Genomic DNA, 18,090 nt, shown 5'->3' on the forward strand with positions numbered 1-18,090 from the left:
CAAATAAATTTAAAGGCTACTCAATATTCGCTTTTAATTTATTTAACGCATCAACCGAAAAACCTCGATCATAAAAATATAAAATTTCGCCGCTGCTATTTATAAGTACCACACGAGAGTTATTTGGGCTTTGATTACCTGTAAACTTTTGAACTGTCTCGCCATCTTTATAAATAGTGATTACCCCACCCCATAATTCTTTAGGGATGCCTTTGCGCATACCGCTGTCTATAAATGTGCTAAACATACGTGGTGCCATGCCGGCAATGGTTGGTAGTTCGTATGTAGGGAGCGTTACGCCCGCCATATCTAAACCAATTAACCAACGGTCTATATCAAACTGGCTGTCTTGCTTGTACCCAATGAGCAGTAGTGTTTTATCTGCTTTAAAATCACTAGGTATAGTCACCATAGTTTGCTCTAAGCTTTCACCACTAATGCTTGGGAACTGCTTACCTGTTAATTGCTGGTTTGGGTACTGTGTTGTACATGCGCTAAGTAGTAAAAGTGCAAAAGCACTTAATGTTAATTTGATCATAATAAACCTAATATTTATAAATTTCATACCGATACGTTTAGTATGGCAGCTGAGATCTAAAAATGCTGATTAGTTATATAATTTTTAAATTTAGACGCAGTCATGGGTTTACCATACTTCCAGCCTTGTCCGTAATGCACACCCGCTGTTTTTAAAATGGCTTCTTGCTCAGTGGTTTCAATTCCTTCTGCTACACAGGTATAATTAAACTTATGCACAAGTTCCATAATATTCGGGATCATAGAGGCTTTTAAGCCCTCAGTTGTTATATCTTGAACAAACGTACGATCAATTTTAAGTTGATGAAAGCTCAAATTTTGTAAATTTCTTAAATTCGAATAACCCGTACCAAAGTCATCTAATGATAAGCTAAAACCCGATTCAACCAAGGTTCTAAAATGAGCATGCGCGATGCTTGTATCAAGGTATTCGTCTTCAGTTATCTCTAAACAAATAATAAAGCGTGAATTGGTAAGCTCTGTAATTTGTGGCAGCAACGACACGTTACCCAGCTCTACATCACACGGAAATATATTAAGCGACACTTTGAAGCCTTCAGGCAATACCTCTATAGAGGTTAGCTCTTTGATTGTAGTGGCAATCATGGCCTCAGTAAAAGTCCAGGTTAAATTGTTTTTCCTAATAACCGGAATAAACTCATCTGGAAATAAAACACCGTACTTATCTTCAAAACGTGCAAGTACCTCGCAACCAATCAGCTTGCCACTTTGCAAACAAATAATAGGCTGGTAAGTCCAATAAAATGATCCCTTTTTGAGTCCTTTACGAATACGCTGATTAATAGAGCGACGTGCAGCAATTCTTGCATCAACTATTAACGCACTCGATATTCCCGCTAAACAGGTTAAAATTAACGAAATTATTAATAATAAGTGGTTATTAGAAAAAAACAGACTCCAAGGTAAGTGCACTACCACACAATATTGGCTACTTGCAGAACTGCAAACTAAATTAGTTTCGTAAGGAAAGAAAACATTGTTTTTTACTTGAAGGTAGAGGTCCTCTTTACCTGCTAAATGATGCAAAGTATTTGGTGTTTTATAAACAACTTCCCAATCTGGCACAGTAATGCCAATGTTGGTAAAGGGAGTACTCTGCATAATTAAATTATAGTCCCCTTGTCTGACTATAATTACCTCCATAGGGCGCTCACTAAATAATAATAGATAAAGCTCTGGCTCAAAACGGACCCTCACCTGTTCATCATCTCGAATAAAGTCAGGCTGTTTGTCGTTAATTGGTTTACTTAATAAGCCTGCACCCGTAGTACAAACTAGCTGATTATCTTTAAAAAAACCTATATCAATTACATATTTTGCGTCAAATAAAGCGCGGCGCATCTCAAGAAGAGTTGTGTTGTCACACTGTTTAAACGCAAGCTTATTTAATGGGGTAAGTATTCGACGCCGCTCTGCAATTGCACCTTCTACATGAGTGAGAATATACTCAGCATCTGACTTTGTTTGTGCTGTTAATTGCTGCGCTGCAAAATTGAGTAAAATAATACAGCCAGTTATAAAAACTAACACTCCGGTTAGAACGGCTATAATAGATTTTTGTTGGTACTTTTTCATAGCATCTCGAAGTTGTTAATTTATATCACTACTTTATTAGATGATTGCATAAGTCGCATTAAATTCACACAGATAGATTTAACAATTATTGAGTGAGTTTTGAACCAATTGCGCTATTTTAAAGCCTATTGCCAAATGTTGGACATCATCAAAATGAATCCCATCACCATCTGTTATGCTAATAAACGAGTTAAAATCAATAAAAGCGCACTTATTATTAGCTGCAACGCTTTTAAATGCACTAGAGAGCTCTGTTGCTTTAGTATCAGCCTCTTCATAAATACGTGAATACTGCTCGGTAATTCTTATTTTAGGTGGGCTAGCAATAATAATTTTAGGAGATTTTAAAGTACTACCTTGCTGATAATAAATGTGTATTGAGTTAATTAAATCATTCAAGCCATCTGCTATTAAAGTAGGTGTTAAATTAAAACGTTTTTTAAGATCGTTTGTACCAAGAGCTATAATAATAAAGTCGAGATCATGCTTATCCAAATAAGGTTTTAAATAGCTAACAGCATTAAGCACACCGTCAAACGGGGGATTATGCACTAACGTGCGATTAGGTTGCCCTGCCTCTATTACGTTAAAACCACACCCTAAGTTTTTATTTAAAAGTGATGTCCAACGGGTATTTTCATCAAAACGTTTACCCGTTACAGGGTTTAAGCCCCATGTATTTGAATCCCCAAAGCAGAGAATATTTTTTATTATTTGAGTCATTAAAATGGATTGAGCGTATAGCCTTGTTGTTGAAGTTGTCCGTGAGCGGTCATAGCCGAAAGCGACATTTTTACACCCTCAATTAAAAGCGCTGGCGTTACTTTAAAGTGAGTAGCAGATTGCCCGCAAACATACACTTTAGTGTTGTTTGCTAGTAGCTGATCAATTAACGCTTGGTTTTTATTGTCAGCGTTAAAGCGTTTTTTATATTCGCTATTAGCTAACACATCAACACTTGCGCTACCGTGCACAACTAATGCAAGTTGTATGTTTTCAGGCTTTACGCCATGCGCCACATGCATGTTAATAAAACGCGCTAGCGAATTTATTGAATTATTTTGCGCGCCTTCTTTAGCGCCATCAGCAACATCAAATGCTATTTTAAATACCGTAGCGTCATTAATTTCATCATGCTCGGGGACATTGTAATAATTACCATACCCCTTAATTGGTTGCTCTGTTGCATATATTAAAGGGCTAAAAAGCAGCACTAACAATAGTAAATATTTCATAAAACAATCCTGTGTTTTTTAAGATTATTACTAAACTACCAGAGACAACCAAAAAAGGCTGCAATTTAAGCAACCTTTTGGGTACTTTTATGGCTGTGGTTAATAAACTGCATACCTAAATAACTAAACGTATTTTTAAACTGCTCTACAAAACAGGCGGGGGCTTCACTTGATGACGCATTAGAAAGCACTGAAAAATGCTTACTGCGTAAATTACGAAGCTTAGGTTTTAATACTTCATCGTCCATATAGTCGGTTATTCTATCGATAAATAATTTCATTTGTACCGTGGTGCTATACCAATAAACGGGCGAGGCAAACACCCAATGGTCATACTTTAAAAGCGATTCAAACACAGTGTAAAAATCATCATTTTTATAGTTTTTGTTATAGCAGTATGGCGCAATTTTATAATCATCCAGGCAAATTACACGCACAGCATTTTGCTCTGCAAATCCATTAACGTGCGCCTGTGTATTACCATTTTTGCGTGCGCTTGAATAAATAATAACAGTGCTACGCTCAAGTTTTTGTTGCATTTAGTTAGCTCCTTTTTTAATGTTGAAAGAAGCTTAAAACCTCAAGTTATATTGAGGTCAATCGGAAATTAAAAATAATGCCAATAGATCAAAAAAAACTAACTGAGGCCAACCTAACCGTGGGTTATGTAGCAAAGCGTAGCGGCGTAAAAGTATCAACCCTGCATTTTTATGAAACCAAAGGACTAATACGTAGCTGGCGAAATGGCGGCAATCAACGCCGCTATAAAAAAGATGTACTGCGCCGTATAGCGGTAATAAAAGCCGCACAAGCAATGGGAATAACCCTTGATGAAATTAAACAAACACTGGCAACATTACCTGATCAGCGCACACCTACGCAAAAAGACTGGGCAGCCCTTTCAAAGCAATGGCAAGCACAGCTGGACGAGCGAATAGCATATATGCAGCGTTTGCGCGATCGCGTTGATGGATGTATTGGCTGTGGGTGCTTATCTATGAGTAAATGCCCTATTTATAACAAAAACGACCACTTAGGCGAAAACCAAAGTGGTGCTATTTTGTTAGAGCGAGATTGAGGGCTAGATTAGAATTAATCTAAGCCACTTAGCCCCTCTCTCGCCGCTCGGTATAAAGCACCTAGGGTTGAATCGAATACCGATTTTATAAAGCTATATGTAAGCTCCACCGCTTTACTAATTACTTTGCCAGCAAACACTAACATATGCCCTAGTAAACCTAAGGTTTGTGTTGCAAACGAGGCTGACGCTTTAGCTATTTTATCAAGCGTTCGCGCCAACATATCGTAAAAAGTGAGACCGGTTCCAATGGCTGCTTGGGCAGCAACTGCGCTGTAATAGCCTGCATCTTTTAAAAGGGTAATTAATGCAGCACCAAGTTTATCTGCCCAATGTGAGGTAAATGATGCTTGATTTCTGTCTTCAAATTTTAAACGCACAGGCATGTTTAAAAAGTGATTAGCTTGTATAGTTAAGTTGTTCCAATTATTGCTATTGGCAGTGTTTAAGTAGCCAGGCGTACCAGCAAGAGTATGAGCAGCACCTTTTAAACCTTGTCCACTATCTAAACGTATTTCTTGGCCATTGTGCGGAGCATGCGAAAAAGGCCATAAAGGCACTTTAGCCACTGGGTCAGCCCCATGTGTACAGCGATAAATTTTATCGATTCTTGATGTTGCTGCGCGAGAGAAGTTTTCAAGCCCAACACGTGGCGAACCAAACGTATATAATTTTACAGGAAGTGAATACTCAGCTTTGATCCAATCAGCAGAAAGCGTCGCTAACGCACCACCCAAGCTATGGCCAACTAAATGAACGCAACCAGTCACTTTATCTTGAATATTCGCTGCTATAAACTCTTGCAGCGCAGGCTTCATACTATAAAAGGTCTTATTAAAACCAGCATGCACCATACTGCCATTTGACCCACCACTCACACCAAAGTGCCCATCGGTTAATCCATCTCTTAGCGAGTTAGTTCCCCGAATAGTTATAACCGAATCGCCCTCATACGCGCCAAGCCCATGCCCTACTAAAGCAAAGCCCGTGCTTAAATTAAATAAATGAGAAAAAAAGCTGCCCGTTACCCCTTGTACTGCACCTGGATTAACTGAAAAATTAAAATTGTCGCGCAAAGAGGCATGAAGTGTGCGATTGAGTAAATTAGTGGTTTTAATACTTTTTGCTTTATAAGCAAGGTTTGCTAATTGTACGGCTTGAGTGGGTGTCAAAGTATTCATATAAGTTCCCTTTAAATAAATAGTTAAAGTTTACATGATGTGTATATCGCAAAAGTGTGGCTTGTATCTTCTTTAATTGGAATATCGTATGTTTGCGGCTCTTTAGAAATATCACACTTCAAGTGTGCAAGAAGCTCTTTAAGTGTGTCACTTTTTTCATGAATTGAAACAAGCGTGTACCATAAAACAATTCCTTCTGGCGTGCCGTTTTCTAAATAAATATGCTGAACCAACGAGTCGTTATCAAACATATTAGAGGGCTTACCTGTCTTTATTGTTTTTTCTGTAAAAGTAAAATAACCGTATTCGTCTGTTGTGGTTTCGTCAACGTATTCATCGCCATAGGTGAGTGAGCGCATTACTTTAGTGTTTGCAACTGGCTGCCCATTATCTAATAACTGCCCCTTTACTGGAGCCGATAAATAAAATTCTTGTTTATTAAAAAAGCCAAACATATCCGCACAAGCCTGTGATGTAGTAAAAAAAACAACGGCAATAGAGACTATTACCAACACAAAAATTTTTAAACGCGATAAAAACAAAGCAAACACTCTCCCAAGACCTAGCTATAAGCTACTTAATGTTTATGGCCAATTAATTACACCAACCATATTTATATTAAAAAAAAGTAGGGGAACATACTAATTAGGTACAATTATACTGCATGTTTTTTAATCAAAAAACAATCCTAATTTAATTATAAAATAGCGTATATATTAATTTACCAATACTACTAAACGCGATACCGCCCACAAGCAAAAAACCATATATAAAACTAATAGCACCAGCGGAAGGATCGCTCCTTTTATCAATTTCTATACATGCCGTGCACACAACAAAAAATATAAAAAAGTTAGCGATAACGCCTAAAATAAAAGCATCCCCAAATAACGGTGATACACCTGCCAAAACTGCGCCCAATATTAAGAGCGAGCCTGAAAATGAATGTTTATTAAACCGGCTCTCAATCATTTTTATAACTAATGTTGCTAACGTAAAGAGTAAAAAGTATAGCGTTGGCCAAAACTGATAATACAAATAGCCCCAGTTTAAAAGCTCACCTGTAGTTGATGAATAAGTTTGTTCACCTATGACAGGCGCTGAAGCATTCGCGGCATTTTCGCTAAAAAAATATCCTAACCCACCAATAATTAATTTTATAATCCCAAAAAATAAAAAACTGGCAATAGTAAACCCGATAGCGTCATCTCTTGTTAATCGCTTTTTAGCTTTGCTTTTTACAATAATGGCAAGCATTAAACCTAACAGGCATACACTTCCTAAATAAAGTACCGCCTGCCAAAAGTCATCAGGATAAAATACGGCTAAACCAGGCGCTATAAATAGATACATAGCATCTTCGTTATCTAGTGAACGGTTTCGGGCACTCTGCTCAGACTCTTTAAAAAGAGCTAAATATACAAATAAAGGCTGTAAAAACAGTATTAAAATACTCGTGGTGATAAGGCTCATAGATCATCCTTGATGAGAAAAAATTAATGCAGCACTAGTGCTGCATTAATATTAAAAATTGAGTGTGTAATTATGATGGGGGTTATAGGTTTATTTTTTGAAAATACGTTTTAAGTTTTAAAAGCCCCGACTCAAGTTCAAATTTTTGTATTTTAGGATTTTTGAATTTAAACCCATTAGAAATATGAGTATTAATCATCGTCGCCATGCCCTCAAACCCAGCTGGCGCACTAGCAACTAAATCGCTCAACAAAGGGTTTATAAGCACTTGATGCTCTTCTATTAAAGTTGGGTCTTCATATATATCGTAAACAAGGTTAGTTAGTGTTTGTTGGTTTTGTTGTTCCATATCATTTCTATAGCGCTTTAGTTTAGGCGTTTATAGCTCCCTTTATATTTATAGGTAAATACATTTAAAGTTTAATTTTCAGCTAACGAGGCTTTGGCTTGCTTTTGTATATATTTAGCGCGATGCACCCAATCAGCTCTATTTGCATAATTTATAACGTAATCAGTATGGGTAATCACTTTATTCCACATACCAAGTCTTTGGTAAATAGTGGATAGTTCAAAATGTGCCGAAACAGTTTGAAAGTTTATTTCATTATCATGCAGTAAATACAATTCATATAATCGTGCAGATTCTCTTAAATCCTTTTTTACGAAGTGGCCACTTCGGTATATCCAAGCAAGTTTTTTTAAAGCACTATACTCGTTATTTGCAATACGAGAATTAAGTTCCTCCAAATAACGATTACCATCTCCGGTGTGCACACCTATGTAATACAAAGCCTCCCAATCTCCAAGACTATAAGCTTTTTCACACCATGCTTCTAATTGTTCAGGTGCATGCATTAAGCTTTTTTGGCATTGCTTTGCGGCTTTTTCTACAGTTAGGTTAGGGGAGTTAATATCTATATTAGGAAAAAGCGATGCTCTCGAAACAGAAGAAAATACAACACCCCACGTAAAGATAATTAATGATATTATTTTTACCATTGTAGTGAACCATCACTATTTACACGTTTTTCAGGTATATGCACTTGAAAGGATTTAACAGATGATTCGTACGGGTAGCCTTCTCGATAAAAATAAAGCTCTTTTAGGGATTTATCCTGATTTGAGTCACCTGAGCAACGTCTATCACTTATGCAACTTAACCCTCCAATAAAGTCGATAAAGCGTACATTGAAAATATTGTGATCTTTAAGAAATACATCAACACCAGGCTGGTCTGCTGCATTTAATACAGCATGAAAGCGATGCATAAAAGCAACAACTCTATTCTGACTTGAACGGTTTAATATAGTAGCTAAATTAACTGCCCAAAGTGCGTTTCTATAAGTATGAGTATCAAAGCAGTCGCCTCCTATACCCTTATCCGAAGAACATACACTATCCATTATATCCATTGTTTCGACTAACACGTCGAGCGCGACTATTTTCATTCCAATATCGCGCGCAGCCTTAACAAGTTCACCATAAGCATGAGGTGTTAAATAGCCATGGGTCCAATATTTATTAAAATACTGCTGTATAACATTAAAGCCTTTACCTGTGCGTTGATAAAAGTCTATTTTTTCCTGCATAGCTCTTGGTAGCATTTCGATTGCAAAATGCGTGAAACCAGCAGCTTTTAGCTGTTTGATTGCCTTTATTGCTTCATACTTATATCCGGCAGTGCTATGGCTTGATTCACCAAGCATCACTAAGCGTGCATTACCGGCCATTGTTTTATAATTTACATCCGTGTTTATTTTATTCACTGTATTTCCTTATGTTTAATAACTTCGAAGGGCTTTTAAACTAGATATTTTACATTTACTAATTGTGGCCCGCTTTATAAAAATGACTCAGTAGTTACCTGAGCCTTAATTTAATTACTAGCCAAAGGCGATATGAGGTGAAACTTTGACCGCAGCAATTACTAGTGTTTTAAGTTTTTCTAACATCCAAGTTAAAGCTTTTTTTACACCTGCATAAGTTATATCAACGGCAACAAATGGCTTTCCTACAAAGTTAAGTATATGCCCAATTAGCCCTTTACTATCTTCAGCAAACTTAATCGACATTTGAGAAATCTCTACAATTGACCGAGCTAATAAATCATAAATAGTTAAAACACCTGATGTGCCTATTTGACCCATAATACTTGCTAACTTACCGCTCTCACGTAATAAAGTGATAAGGGCACTTGTGATTTTTTCAGACCAATGTGCATTAAAAGAAGCATGATGGCGGTTATAGTACTTTAGACGTGTCATCGTTAAGTTAGATATCGAGCCTTTCTGCATACTTTTATAGTCAGGGTAACTAGCTGCAGTGTTAATATAACCTGGCGCATTACCTGCCATTTTATGCGCCGCACCCGTTAATGAAACACACGTACTTAGCCTATATTCGCTCCCCGCATGTACAAACGGCCAAACAGGAACCATAGCTACAGGGTCGCTACGATGAACAGCCCTATAAATGCCATCTAATCTTGTCTCTGTTTTAATTGCGAAAGGGTTAAGACCCACCCTTGGAGATCCAAAAGTATAAAGTTTTACAGGCACCTTATATTGAGCTTTAATCCAATTTGCTGCTAACGTTGCTAAAGCACCACCAAGGCTATGGCCAATACAGTGAACAGGGCGCCCACCTGCCTTACTCAATATTGCTGCTAGTTGCGGTTTAATAGTTTCAAAAGTACGATTAAATCCAGAATGTACCGGAGCTAAATTTGGGCCAACGGTAACACCACAGTGTAAATCTGTTAACGCATCAGCAAGCCCAGCAGTACCCCGTATTGCTATAACAATCTCGCCCGCATGGTTACCGGTACCTTTGCCTACACCAAAAAAGCCAAAACCAGTAGATTGGTTCAATACATGCTCTGCTGTTGTGCCACTTACACCTGTTAGTGTTGATGTTTTTGAATCAAATGCAAAATGCTTACTAATAATTGGATTCGACTTTATTTTTTTTGACTGATCACCAGCCGCCGAAACCGCAATGCTTTTGTACGCAAAATCAGCCAGTTGTGCCGCTATGCTAGGAGATAAAATTTTCATGTAAAATCCTTTTATTATTTAAAATCTTTAAAATAATCCGTATCGTCGTCTTCAGTTTCATAGATTTCAAAGTCACTTTCCCATCTACAAATACTCGAGCCATAAAAATCTAAATTTTCATGAGCATGGTTAGGAAATATAAAATCCACATTAGGTGATACTAAATCGGCGTTTAGACTGCTTAGCTTTTGTTTGTACTCGTCGGGCTCATCAATACCACGTAGCTCACTATTCCAAAGCTCATACTCTTCACCGCCATGAATTGCAGTAATAAGTTGATAAGTAACTTCATGGGAGAACATATCACCGGGTATTTTTGACTCAACAACAACTTCTGGCATATTAAAGGTGCCATCGGAAGCTGTAATGACCTGATCTTCTTTTTCAATTTTATGTGCAAATTTGAGGCTGCGATTAATTAAAACACCTTCAACGGGATTGCCGTTTAAAGTAATAATCCCTTTAACTTCAGAGCACATGTGTACGTCATATTTTTTTATTAAACCAAACATAGTGGTTCTAGTCCCTACCTAAAAATATCTTAGAAATAAACTTTACCGAAATATACTAAAGTATTGGCTTTCGATTTTTAAGAATTGCTTGACTGACACCTTTTACTTCAAACTGTTTAAGTAACGCAGCTATGCCATATTGTTTTTCGGCATCTATTTCTTTTTGGTAAAGCGGAAATAATCTATAAATGTTAACAGGATTATTGTTATAGCTAATTTTATCTTCTAGTAATAAAGCAATGCCTTGATATGGCGTGCATTCAACTTCTCGGGTAATAATAATGACCCGTTGAGTTGGGTCTATTTCTACTTGGTTTATAACTTCTAACCAATCAAACAACCACGGGTATGACTGAGTAAGCACTTCTTCTGCCGTATCAAAACCTTGCTTTGTTACTTCAAACATTATTTCAGCATCTTTATTGATGTTTTCAGAAAAAACAGCAAACTTGCCCTTTGCTTGTTTTGAATACAAAATACATGGTGTCTCTTTACTTTGCACATCAATCAATGCGCCATAATGAGCACTTAACTTATCTTTAAACGTTTCTGTTATTGCTGATACATAATTAAGTTCGTTTAAATCGTCTTCGATATTTTTATAACCAACGCCACGACCATAACGAATAAGCTCTTCTTTACTTTCGTTATTTGCGCCGTTTTCTATCAGTAGCTTTAATAGTTCTTTACTTTTGCTATATACGGCACATGATAAGGGAGAGCTTGTACTATTATGATTAACATTTGCTCCCAAGCCTACAAGCTTTTCTGTTGGAGTTAATTTACCGCTAATTAATGCAGAGCTTAGAGGTGTCCTCCCAAAGTCATCAACACATTCTTTATCAACTAAGCCAGCTAACATTGAAATTACATCTGGAGATTCAAATTTAGCTGCTTTATGTAGCCAGTTCCGATTCGATAAAAAACTATGGCTTATCAATTCAGGGTGCTTTTTTAAAAAAAATTGTAACGATTCAACATCGTTTTCAGCGATAAATTTAGAAGCTTCTCTAATTAATTCTTTGCTCATGTGTATACTTTTCCTCTTATATGTTGGGAAGCGAGCTCGCCCATTTCTTTAAGTGCTTCAATAACAGCTTCTGGAGTACCGTACTCATCCTCTGCTTCTTCTAAATGTTCATATACTAGCTTGGCCATTTCTTCGGTATGTAACCCTTCAATATTAGGTGCCCATACTAGATTTTCTTTACCTTTAAGCCAATCAATATTATGTTTCTCTAAAATAGCTTTACTCTTAAGCACCCACTCTTTTTGCTTACCACTACCTTCTTTAAATACAATATGGTGAGCATGAGCATTTTCCATTTCTTCAGGGCTTGGTTTAGCAACGCCATGCTCTTTTTCTAAAATTTTACCCCAATGAATGTTGGCTACTTTTTCATTGTTATCAATATGCTGCTGAGCAAAATCTTTTATACTGACGGTTTGAGATATCCTTTTGCCCGATGGCATCTCTCTTGTTATTGTAATTTTATTTTCTTCAGGGAGAATATTTTCAAAGCTATACTCATGCTTTTTACGATACACACCACCTTCTGGTGGATAATCAATTGTAGATATATCTTTATTATCAATTGGAGTACATGCTATCGCCATTTTAAAAATCGCATCCACTGTTTCTTGATCGAAACCATTACCTACTAACGAATTCAGCTTGTTTTTTAATCTTTTTTCACCCTCTGCACACAACAACCCAAACGGATCCACCCAATTAACCGGATTTGGCGCATATTGATAGTGGTTTATACCACCCACTAACCCTATCGGGTCTTGGTTTATAAAGCGCTGTTGTTTTGGGCTGTAGTAGCGGTAGCGGTTGTAATGTAAGCCGCTCTCTTCATCTAAATATTGCCCTTGAAAGCGAATTGGCTGAGTGAAGGTGTTTTCTTTATTAGTGTCAGGCTCGGCTTCTGGCTCTTCATAACCATACGCATCGGCTTGGTTTTCCCATACGACTTCTGCTTTGCTGTTGGTTACAAACCGCGGCGTATTAAGCTGGTCTAGGTGATAGTAATACACCTCACCTTGTTTAATTAGTGCGACTGGGTGAAATTGATTAGGCAGGTTAATATACCAGGTATATTCACCATGTTGGCATTCGCCGATTAACTGGTCGTTATCCCAAATGTAGTCAATTTTACCGTGCTCGGTGTGCTTGGCGATACGACGACCTAGTGGGTCGTAGTCGTATTGGGTAAGCGTGCCGTTGTTGTTAAAACAGCTTAACTGATTAAACGCGTTGTATTCACGACGGGTTTTAATGCCTTTGCCGGTTTCGCGTATTTGGTTACCAAACTCGTCGTAGTAAAAGTCGCTGTCGCCAAAGTGTGTTAGGCGGTCGGCGTCGGTGGCACTGTTTATTGTGGTGTTGTTAGTGCCTTCATTGTTTGCTACTGAGTCAGCGTTGCTACTATTTTTACTACTATTTTCACTACTATTTTCACTACTATTTGCTGCTAACTCATTGTATTCGCTATGGGTGGCGCGCGTTAAATCAATAGAAGAGCTGGCTGTATACTCGTTGCTGGCTGCATCATGTTCTATCCCCTGCTCGCCTGTATCTCTAAGGTCTGCATCGCTTGTGTTTGATTTAACTGTTTGGCTTTGTGGGTTACCAAAGCTATCCCACTGATAGTGTGTGATTTTATTGTTCTGCTCGCCTGCCAATGTTTGTTGTATTAACTGGCCGAGGCTGTTGTATTCAAAATTGATATTCTGGCTGCTTACGCCTTCATTTTTGCGGGCAATAAGCTGGTTTACACTGTCGTAGTTGTACGTACAGGTATCAAATAATGTTTGCGCTGGGTGTGTAAGCTGTTGCTGCGTTAAACGGTTAAATACATCAAACTGTTGATTGAGGGTAATACTGTTACCAAACTGCTGGGTTTTAATATTACCTTGGCTGTCGTAGCCTAATGTTACAAGCGGCTTTGCAAGTTCAAACTCTTTGCTGTTGGTTTGCTGTAAGTTAATACCGCTTAGCTGGCCAAACTGGTTGTAGCTGTATTTAAGCGTAGTTGAATCTGGCAGGGTAAGGGTTTGTCTTCTGCCATATTCGTCGTAGCTGTATTTTAAGGTATGCGCTTGTTGCTGGTTATTAACTTGCTCGGCGCACAGTAGCCGCCCGCCTTTATCAAACTGCTGCTTTAAGGTTGATTGTGCATTATGTGCACGCGTAATGTTACCTTGCTTTGTGTAGCTGTAGTAATTGGCGTTATTAATTATATGTGAGTCGCTTGCAAGGCTTGCATGTTGCGCAGTTACACGGCCAAGGCTGTCGCGCTCTATTTTTACATGGCGTTTGTTGCTTTGCGTTACTGAGGCTAAGCGGTTACAGGCATCGTACTTATATTGCTGTAGCGTACCATCAAACCCGGTTATTTGTGTTGGGTTTTCGTTCGCGTCGTAACTTATGCGGTATACGTGACCGTCGCTTCGCTCGATGGCTGTTAAGTTTCGCTCTTTGTCGTACGTTAAATGCAGGGCGCTGCCATCGGGCTGAATAACACAGTGCGGTTGGCTTAGCCCTTCAAAATGTTGCTCTGTGGTATCGCCTTTGCTGTTTTGCGAGCTAATTAATCGCCCTGCTTCGTCGTAGCTAAAATTTTGATGCTGTTTATTTTCAGGCTCTTTTTCATCAAAGGCAATGGTTTGCGTAAGCTGGCCATGCTCATTGTATTTATATTGAGTGAGTAACCCTGCGTTATTAAGTGTGGCATTTACGCGGCCTAAGCTGTCGTAGCTGTAACGTATTAACTCATCGTTATGATGTTTTGCTAATAGCTCGCCTTGCTCGTTCCAAATAAACTTGGTGATTTGGCCGTTTTTATTTATATGCTGAGTTAACTGGCCAAGCTTATCGTAGCTGTATAACGTGGTACGGCCATCGCCAAAGGTTTCGCTTTGTAATAATCCAGCCACACTGTATTTACGCGTAATGGTTTGGCCATCAGGTAAGGTAGTTAATACACGTTGCCCAAGTTGGTTGTAAGCAAAATGGGTTTGGCTACCATCTGGCTGCGTTATTGTTTCTAATTGGCCATAAGGTGTATAGCTATAGCGCGTTGTGCTGCTATCGGGCTTAATTTCACTGAGCTTTTGGCCTTGCGCATTGTATGTATATTGCCAAACGTTGCCGTTAGGGTCGGTATGTTTTACCAATTTACCTTGTGCGTTATGTACAAAGTGCTCTTTGTGGCCTCGAGAGTCTATACAGGTTGTTTCACCAGCCTCTAAGTTATATTCAAACTGGTAAGTATAAGTATTGTTATCGCCCCATTGTTTTGTACATTTAGCACTCGGTGAATAGCTATCCCACTCAAAATGATGGCTAAAGCCACTGGCTCGGGTACGCTTTGTTAATAAGTTAGCGGCGTTATAGGCGTAACGCTCAGTTTCGTTTTGCTGATTAGTAGACTGAACAAGGTTTTTGTTTTCGTCGTACTCATAGCTTGCTAGTAATGGCGATAGTAATTGCTGTTTGTTGTTTTTATCGGTGCAGTACGCTGCTATTTTGCTTAACAAACCTTGCGCGTTGTAGCTAATAATACAGCCGCGCACTTTGTTTACTTCTATACGGTGTAGGCGCTCTTTTGCATCGTAATAAAGCGCGATGCTTTGACCTTTTTCGTTAATTATTTTTTCAAGCAACCATGCGCTTTCGCCTGGTTTAAACGTAAGGTGTTGGTCATCTGGCGTTACAAGGACTTGCTTGCCATTTGTTTGGTAATGCAGTGCAAGGTTACTACTTAACTGATAGCTCGATTGGCCAGGCTTTACCTTTTCAAATTTATGTTTAGCGCCGTGCTCGTCTTGGTACTCTAACCAGTAGGTGCCTTTTTGTTTAGGACCCACTTTTGGCGGCGGCAAGTAATGCTCTGTAAGGCTTGCCATAAAGTCATGGCGCCAACCATTACCCATTGTTGTACACACATCAGCATGAGATGAGCGATACAAACGTCGCCACACTAATTGCCGACTCCCTGCTAGGGTAAAGTCGATGAGCGGGAGAATTTCTTCGCCCGACAGCATTGATACAGGATCTGAACGGCACTCTTGATTTGTAATGGGCTCTTCGCTTGCGGTGTTATTACTTGCACCGCCAGTGTTTTTAGCGGGTGCTTGCGATGCGCTTTTCCCTTTTGCTGTTGAGCTTGATTTTTTGCTCGACTTTTTGCCAGCTGCTCCACTATTGGTGTTATCACTAACTTGAATAGATGACTTTGCTTTTTGGTGATAACACGTTACAGCGCCAGCTATTAAAGCTTGGGTAAGTGCACTTGCGGTTTCGCGGGCAGAGGCGCTGCGTGGGCAGCTAACGCCTGCGCTATTTAATAAGTTAATTACGTCGAGGCGTTTGGCAGCATCGCCAGTTAGCGCACCACCAATTTCAGCTATTTGCTGTTTAGCACTTTGTGCCGTGTTTGCTACTGCAGGTGCATAGCCAGAGGGCGTTTGGCCTTTACCAGCAACGAGGCAAATGGGGTAACTTGTTCCTTGTAAAACAACTGTATTACTTTGCATTAGTTGTGTACTTCCTCACTTATCCATAAGTATGATGCTGCGGCCTGGTATTTTGATTGTTCTTGAGAAATCACTAACGCGTGTTTAAAGTGATTTACAATAGCCGGGCTTGAGGTCAACTGATATAAATTGACGAGTCCTTCAAGCGCACCAATTTTACCTAATTTGTAATTAGGTAATTCATAATGTGTATGCTCACTAATTAAATTACTGAGCAATTGTAAATTTGTTAACCACACATCGCTTTCGTGGTTTACGCCATTACCTGGCGCACATATAAAATCTATTTGTTTTTTACTATTAAGCGCAATGTTAGAAAAAATCCCACTTAATTGGTTATGCTTTATAAAATCTACAGATGGAGCCAGTTCGTGGCTTTGTTGCATCCAACCAGTTTTAACCGCTGTAACAGTTGCAAATGCACCACCAACACCTCGATAGGCATATTCACCATTTATATTTGCTTTGTATGTTGCGTCTACTGCAAGTACGTTAACCTTTTTCCACTGATTTTTTTGCACAAGTTCGATCATTGTATTAGCGCCTGTAGCACCATAAAACAAAATATGACTTACATGCTGTGGAAATAACTGTTTTAAACTATTTGCCAAAAGTTGCTTAAGCTCGCCTTGGTATTCAAGCGCAGGAAGCAACCAAACTAAAGGTGCTTGTAGGTCTTCAACTTTTGCAAATAATTCTTTTGCTTTTAATATGCAATCGTAAATGCATGCATTCCACGATTGCCATTCTTTAAACTCATTTGATGCAGACTCTTCGCCGTATAAAAGCTCATCTATGTCTTGAGAAAATGGCGCTAAAAAACACTCCATATTAATATTAAAAGCACTCACAACACGGCCTCCGCAGCTAACTTTTTAGCATTAGCGTGTTGGTAGTAGTTATATAAGTTAAATACAGCTTGGCTATAGCTATCCATAGCAGACATTTCTATAGCATTTAACTTAGTATTTAGCGCTTTACCTGCTATTAAGCGCGAAGATGAAAGCTCGCCCTCAAACTTTGGCCAGTTAGTGTGTAACTGACGCTTAAATTCACTACACGATAACTCATCACCTTGCCATGCTTGCAGTTGTGTTTCAAAGCTCACTAATAAATCAAGCTTATCGCCGAGCAAGCGCCTTATTAAAGCAATAATGGTATGTGGTTCTTCAACTTTATTTAAAAAAGTATTAGCTAATGGAATTAATTTTGCAAAGCTACTTTGCAGTAATACCTGCATGGTTTGGTCAACCGTTAAAGTGTTGCTTGCATGGTTGCCAACTACATTCACCTGTTCCCAACTGAGTGATAATAAAAAAAGCGACATTAACGGAGAATTAATAAGCCCAGCATTGCATAAGTGTTTAAACGTATTTATTACTTCGGTATTTTTGGCTTGGCTACTTATTAATAAATTTTGCTCCAACGCTGGCTGTAAATGCTCAAGTGACTCTTTGTCAGTGGTTAATGCAAAGCACAAAGTTTTTAAGTCAATATAAGCGATTAAATTCAAGCTGTGTTGCTGTAACAGAACTTTATAAATAATTAATTTAGTTAGGCTATGTAAGGTAGGCTCGTTCATTAAAGCGTTAATAAACGCTAAGTTAATGTTTTGAGGCAAATTAGCCATTACCTCAACGCATGCTTGTGCAGTGGAATCAATATTGGGGTCGCTTTGTAAAAAAGTGATTAATTGCACTAAATCTGGCTGGCTAAATTTTTGTGGGACGTTATTTTTCTTAGCCGTTAACCAACATGCTTCTAATAGCTTTGTTTTAAGCGTTTTAATAAAACCTACGCATGTAAAAGGGCAATATTGTGCTTCACTAATTGCTAGCAGTTGCGCTTTATGATTACTTAGGTATGTAGATAGCAAGG

The 18,090-nt window shown here is 38.5% G+C and carries 18 protein-coding genes; 1 reads left to right on the top strand and 17 read right to left on the bottom strand.

The window, feature by feature from the left end; translation table 11 throughout:
- Positions 1–16 precede the first annotated feature (16 nt).
- The 5 genes from H5116_RS12265 to H5116_RS12285 all read right to left on the bottom strand — a co-directional run bounded on the left by H5116_RS12265 (position 17) and on the right by H5116_RS12285 (position 3,907).
- Positions 17–538 carry a hypothetical protein gene (locus tag H5116_RS12265; protein ID WP_182716251.1) on the bottom strand — a complete coding sequence of 174 codons (522 nt, stop codon included), beginning with the start codon at positions 536–538 and terminating at the stop codon, positions 17–19.
- A gap of 56 nt (positions 539–594) precedes the next feature.
- The gene (locus H5116_RS12270; RefSeq protein ID WP_182716252.1) at positions 595–2,133 is read right to left on the bottom strand and encodes an EAL domain-containing protein; all 1,539 of its coding nucleotides are present in this window, start codon (positions 2,131–2,133) and stop codon (positions 595–597) included.
- A gap of 78 nt (positions 2,134–2,211) precedes the next feature.
- A complete protein-coding gene (locus H5116_RS12275) occupies positions 2,212–2,847 on the bottom strand; it encodes an SGNH/GDSL hydrolase family protein (RefSeq protein ID WP_182716287.1) in 636 nt (211 codons plus the stop codon).
- An 8-nt stretch (positions 2,848–2,855) separates the two neighbouring features.
- Positions 2,856–3,368, bottom strand: coding sequence for a DsrE family protein (locus H5116_RS12280; RefSeq protein WP_182716253.1), 513 nt, complete (start codon positions 3,366–3,368; stop codon positions 2,856–2,858).
- A gap of 65 nt (positions 3,369–3,433) precedes the next feature.
- Positions 3,434–3,907 (bottom strand): flavodoxin family protein, encoded by a 474-nt coding sequence (locus H5116_RS12285; protein ID WP_182716254.1) that lies wholly within the window; start codon positions 3,905–3,907, stop codon positions 3,434–3,436.
- Between the two features lie 77 nt (positions 3,908–3,984).
- On the opposite strand from H5116_RS12285, the gene soxR reads away from it, so the two are divergent.
- Positions 3,985–4,446 carry a redox-sensitive transcriptional activator SoxR gene (gene soxR, locus H5116_RS12290; protein ID WP_024595605.1) on the top strand — a complete coding sequence of 154 codons (462 nt, stop codon included), beginning with the start codon at positions 3,985–3,987 and terminating at the stop codon, positions 4,444–4,446.
- Positions 4,447–4,460: 14 nt separating this feature from the next.
- Here the strand turns inward: soxR and H5116_RS12295 are convergent, their stop codons facing one another.
- From H5116_RS12295 to H5116_RS12350, 12 genes are all read right to left on the bottom strand, one after another.
- Positions 4,461–5,627 (bottom strand): lipase family protein, encoded by a 1,167-nt coding sequence (locus H5116_RS12295; RefSeq protein WP_064387120.1) that lies wholly within the window; start codon positions 5,625–5,627, stop codon positions 4,461–4,463.
- A gap of 23 nt (positions 5,628–5,650) precedes the next feature.
- Positions 5,651–6,082 (bottom strand): DUF6795 domain-containing protein, encoded by a 432-nt coding sequence (locus H5116_RS12300; protein ID WP_259398380.1) that lies wholly within the window; start codon positions 6,080–6,082, stop codon positions 5,651–5,653.
- 238 nt (positions 6,083–6,320) lie between these two features.
- Positions 6,321–7,100, bottom strand: coding sequence for a hypothetical protein (locus H5116_RS12305; RefSeq protein ID WP_182716255.1), 780 nt, complete (start codon positions 7,098–7,100; stop codon positions 6,321–6,323).
- An 82-nt stretch (positions 7,101–7,182) separates the two neighbouring features.
- Positions 7,183–7,449, bottom strand: a complete 267-nt coding sequence (locus H5116_RS12310; RefSeq protein WP_058547829.1) for a hypothetical protein — start codon at positions 7,447–7,449, stop codon at positions 7,183–7,185.
- 71 nt (positions 7,450–7,520) lie between these two features.
- Positions 7,521–8,099, bottom strand: coding sequence for a hypothetical protein (locus H5116_RS12315; protein ID WP_182716256.1), 579 nt, complete (start codon positions 8,097–8,099; stop codon positions 7,521–7,523).
- Complete coding sequence (locus tag H5116_RS12320; RefSeq protein WP_182716257.1) at positions 8,093–8,866, bottom strand: ChaN family lipoprotein; 774 nt, start codon at positions 8,864–8,866, stop codon at positions 8,093–8,095. Before H5116_RS12320 ends, H5116_RS12315 begins: the two co-directional genes overlap by 7 nt.
- Before the next feature lie 117 nt (positions 8,867–8,983).
- The gene (locus tag H5116_RS12325; protein ID WP_182716258.1) at positions 8,984–10,156 is read right to left on the bottom strand and encodes a lipase family protein; all 1,173 of its coding nucleotides are present in this window, start codon (positions 10,154–10,156) and stop codon (positions 8,984–8,986) included.
- A 14-nt stretch (positions 10,157–10,170) separates the two neighbouring features.
- Positions 10,171–10,668: a DUF6795 domain-containing protein gene (locus H5116_RS12330; RefSeq protein WP_182716259.1), complete on the bottom strand. Its 498-nt coding sequence runs from the start codon at positions 10,666–10,668 to the stop codon at positions 10,171–10,173.
- Between the two features lie 55 nt (positions 10,669–10,723).
- Positions 10,724–11,698 carry an ankyrin repeat domain-containing protein gene (locus H5116_RS12335; RefSeq protein ID WP_182716260.1) on the bottom strand — a complete coding sequence of 325 codons (975 nt, stop codon included), beginning with the start codon at positions 11,696–11,698 and terminating at the stop codon, positions 10,724–10,726.
- A complete protein-coding gene (locus tag H5116_RS12340; protein WP_182716261.1) occupies positions 11,695–16,212 on the bottom strand; it encodes an RHS repeat-associated core domain-containing protein in 4,518 nt (1,505 codons plus the stop codon). The genes H5116_RS12335 and H5116_RS12340 overlap by 4 nt, the downstream gene beginning before the upstream one ends.
- Positions 16,212–17,063: a hypothetical protein gene (locus H5116_RS12345; RefSeq protein WP_182716262.1), complete on the bottom strand. Its 852-nt coding sequence runs from the start codon at positions 17,061–17,063 to the stop codon at positions 16,212–16,214. Before H5116_RS12345 ends, H5116_RS12340 begins: the two co-directional genes overlap by 1 nt.
- Entirely contained in the window at positions 17,060–18,088 is a 1,029-nt protein-coding gene (locus H5116_RS12350; protein ID WP_182716263.1) for a hypothetical protein, read from the bottom strand. Before H5116_RS12350 ends, H5116_RS12345 begins: the two co-directional genes overlap by 4 nt.
- Positions 18,089–18,090 lie beyond the last annotated feature (2 nt).

Source organism: Pseudoalteromonas sp. SG45-2 (genome assembly GCF_014164115.1).
Lineage (GTDB): Bacteria > Pseudomonadota > Gammaproteobacteria > Enterobacterales > Alteromonadaceae > Pseudoalteromonas > Pseudoalteromonas distincta.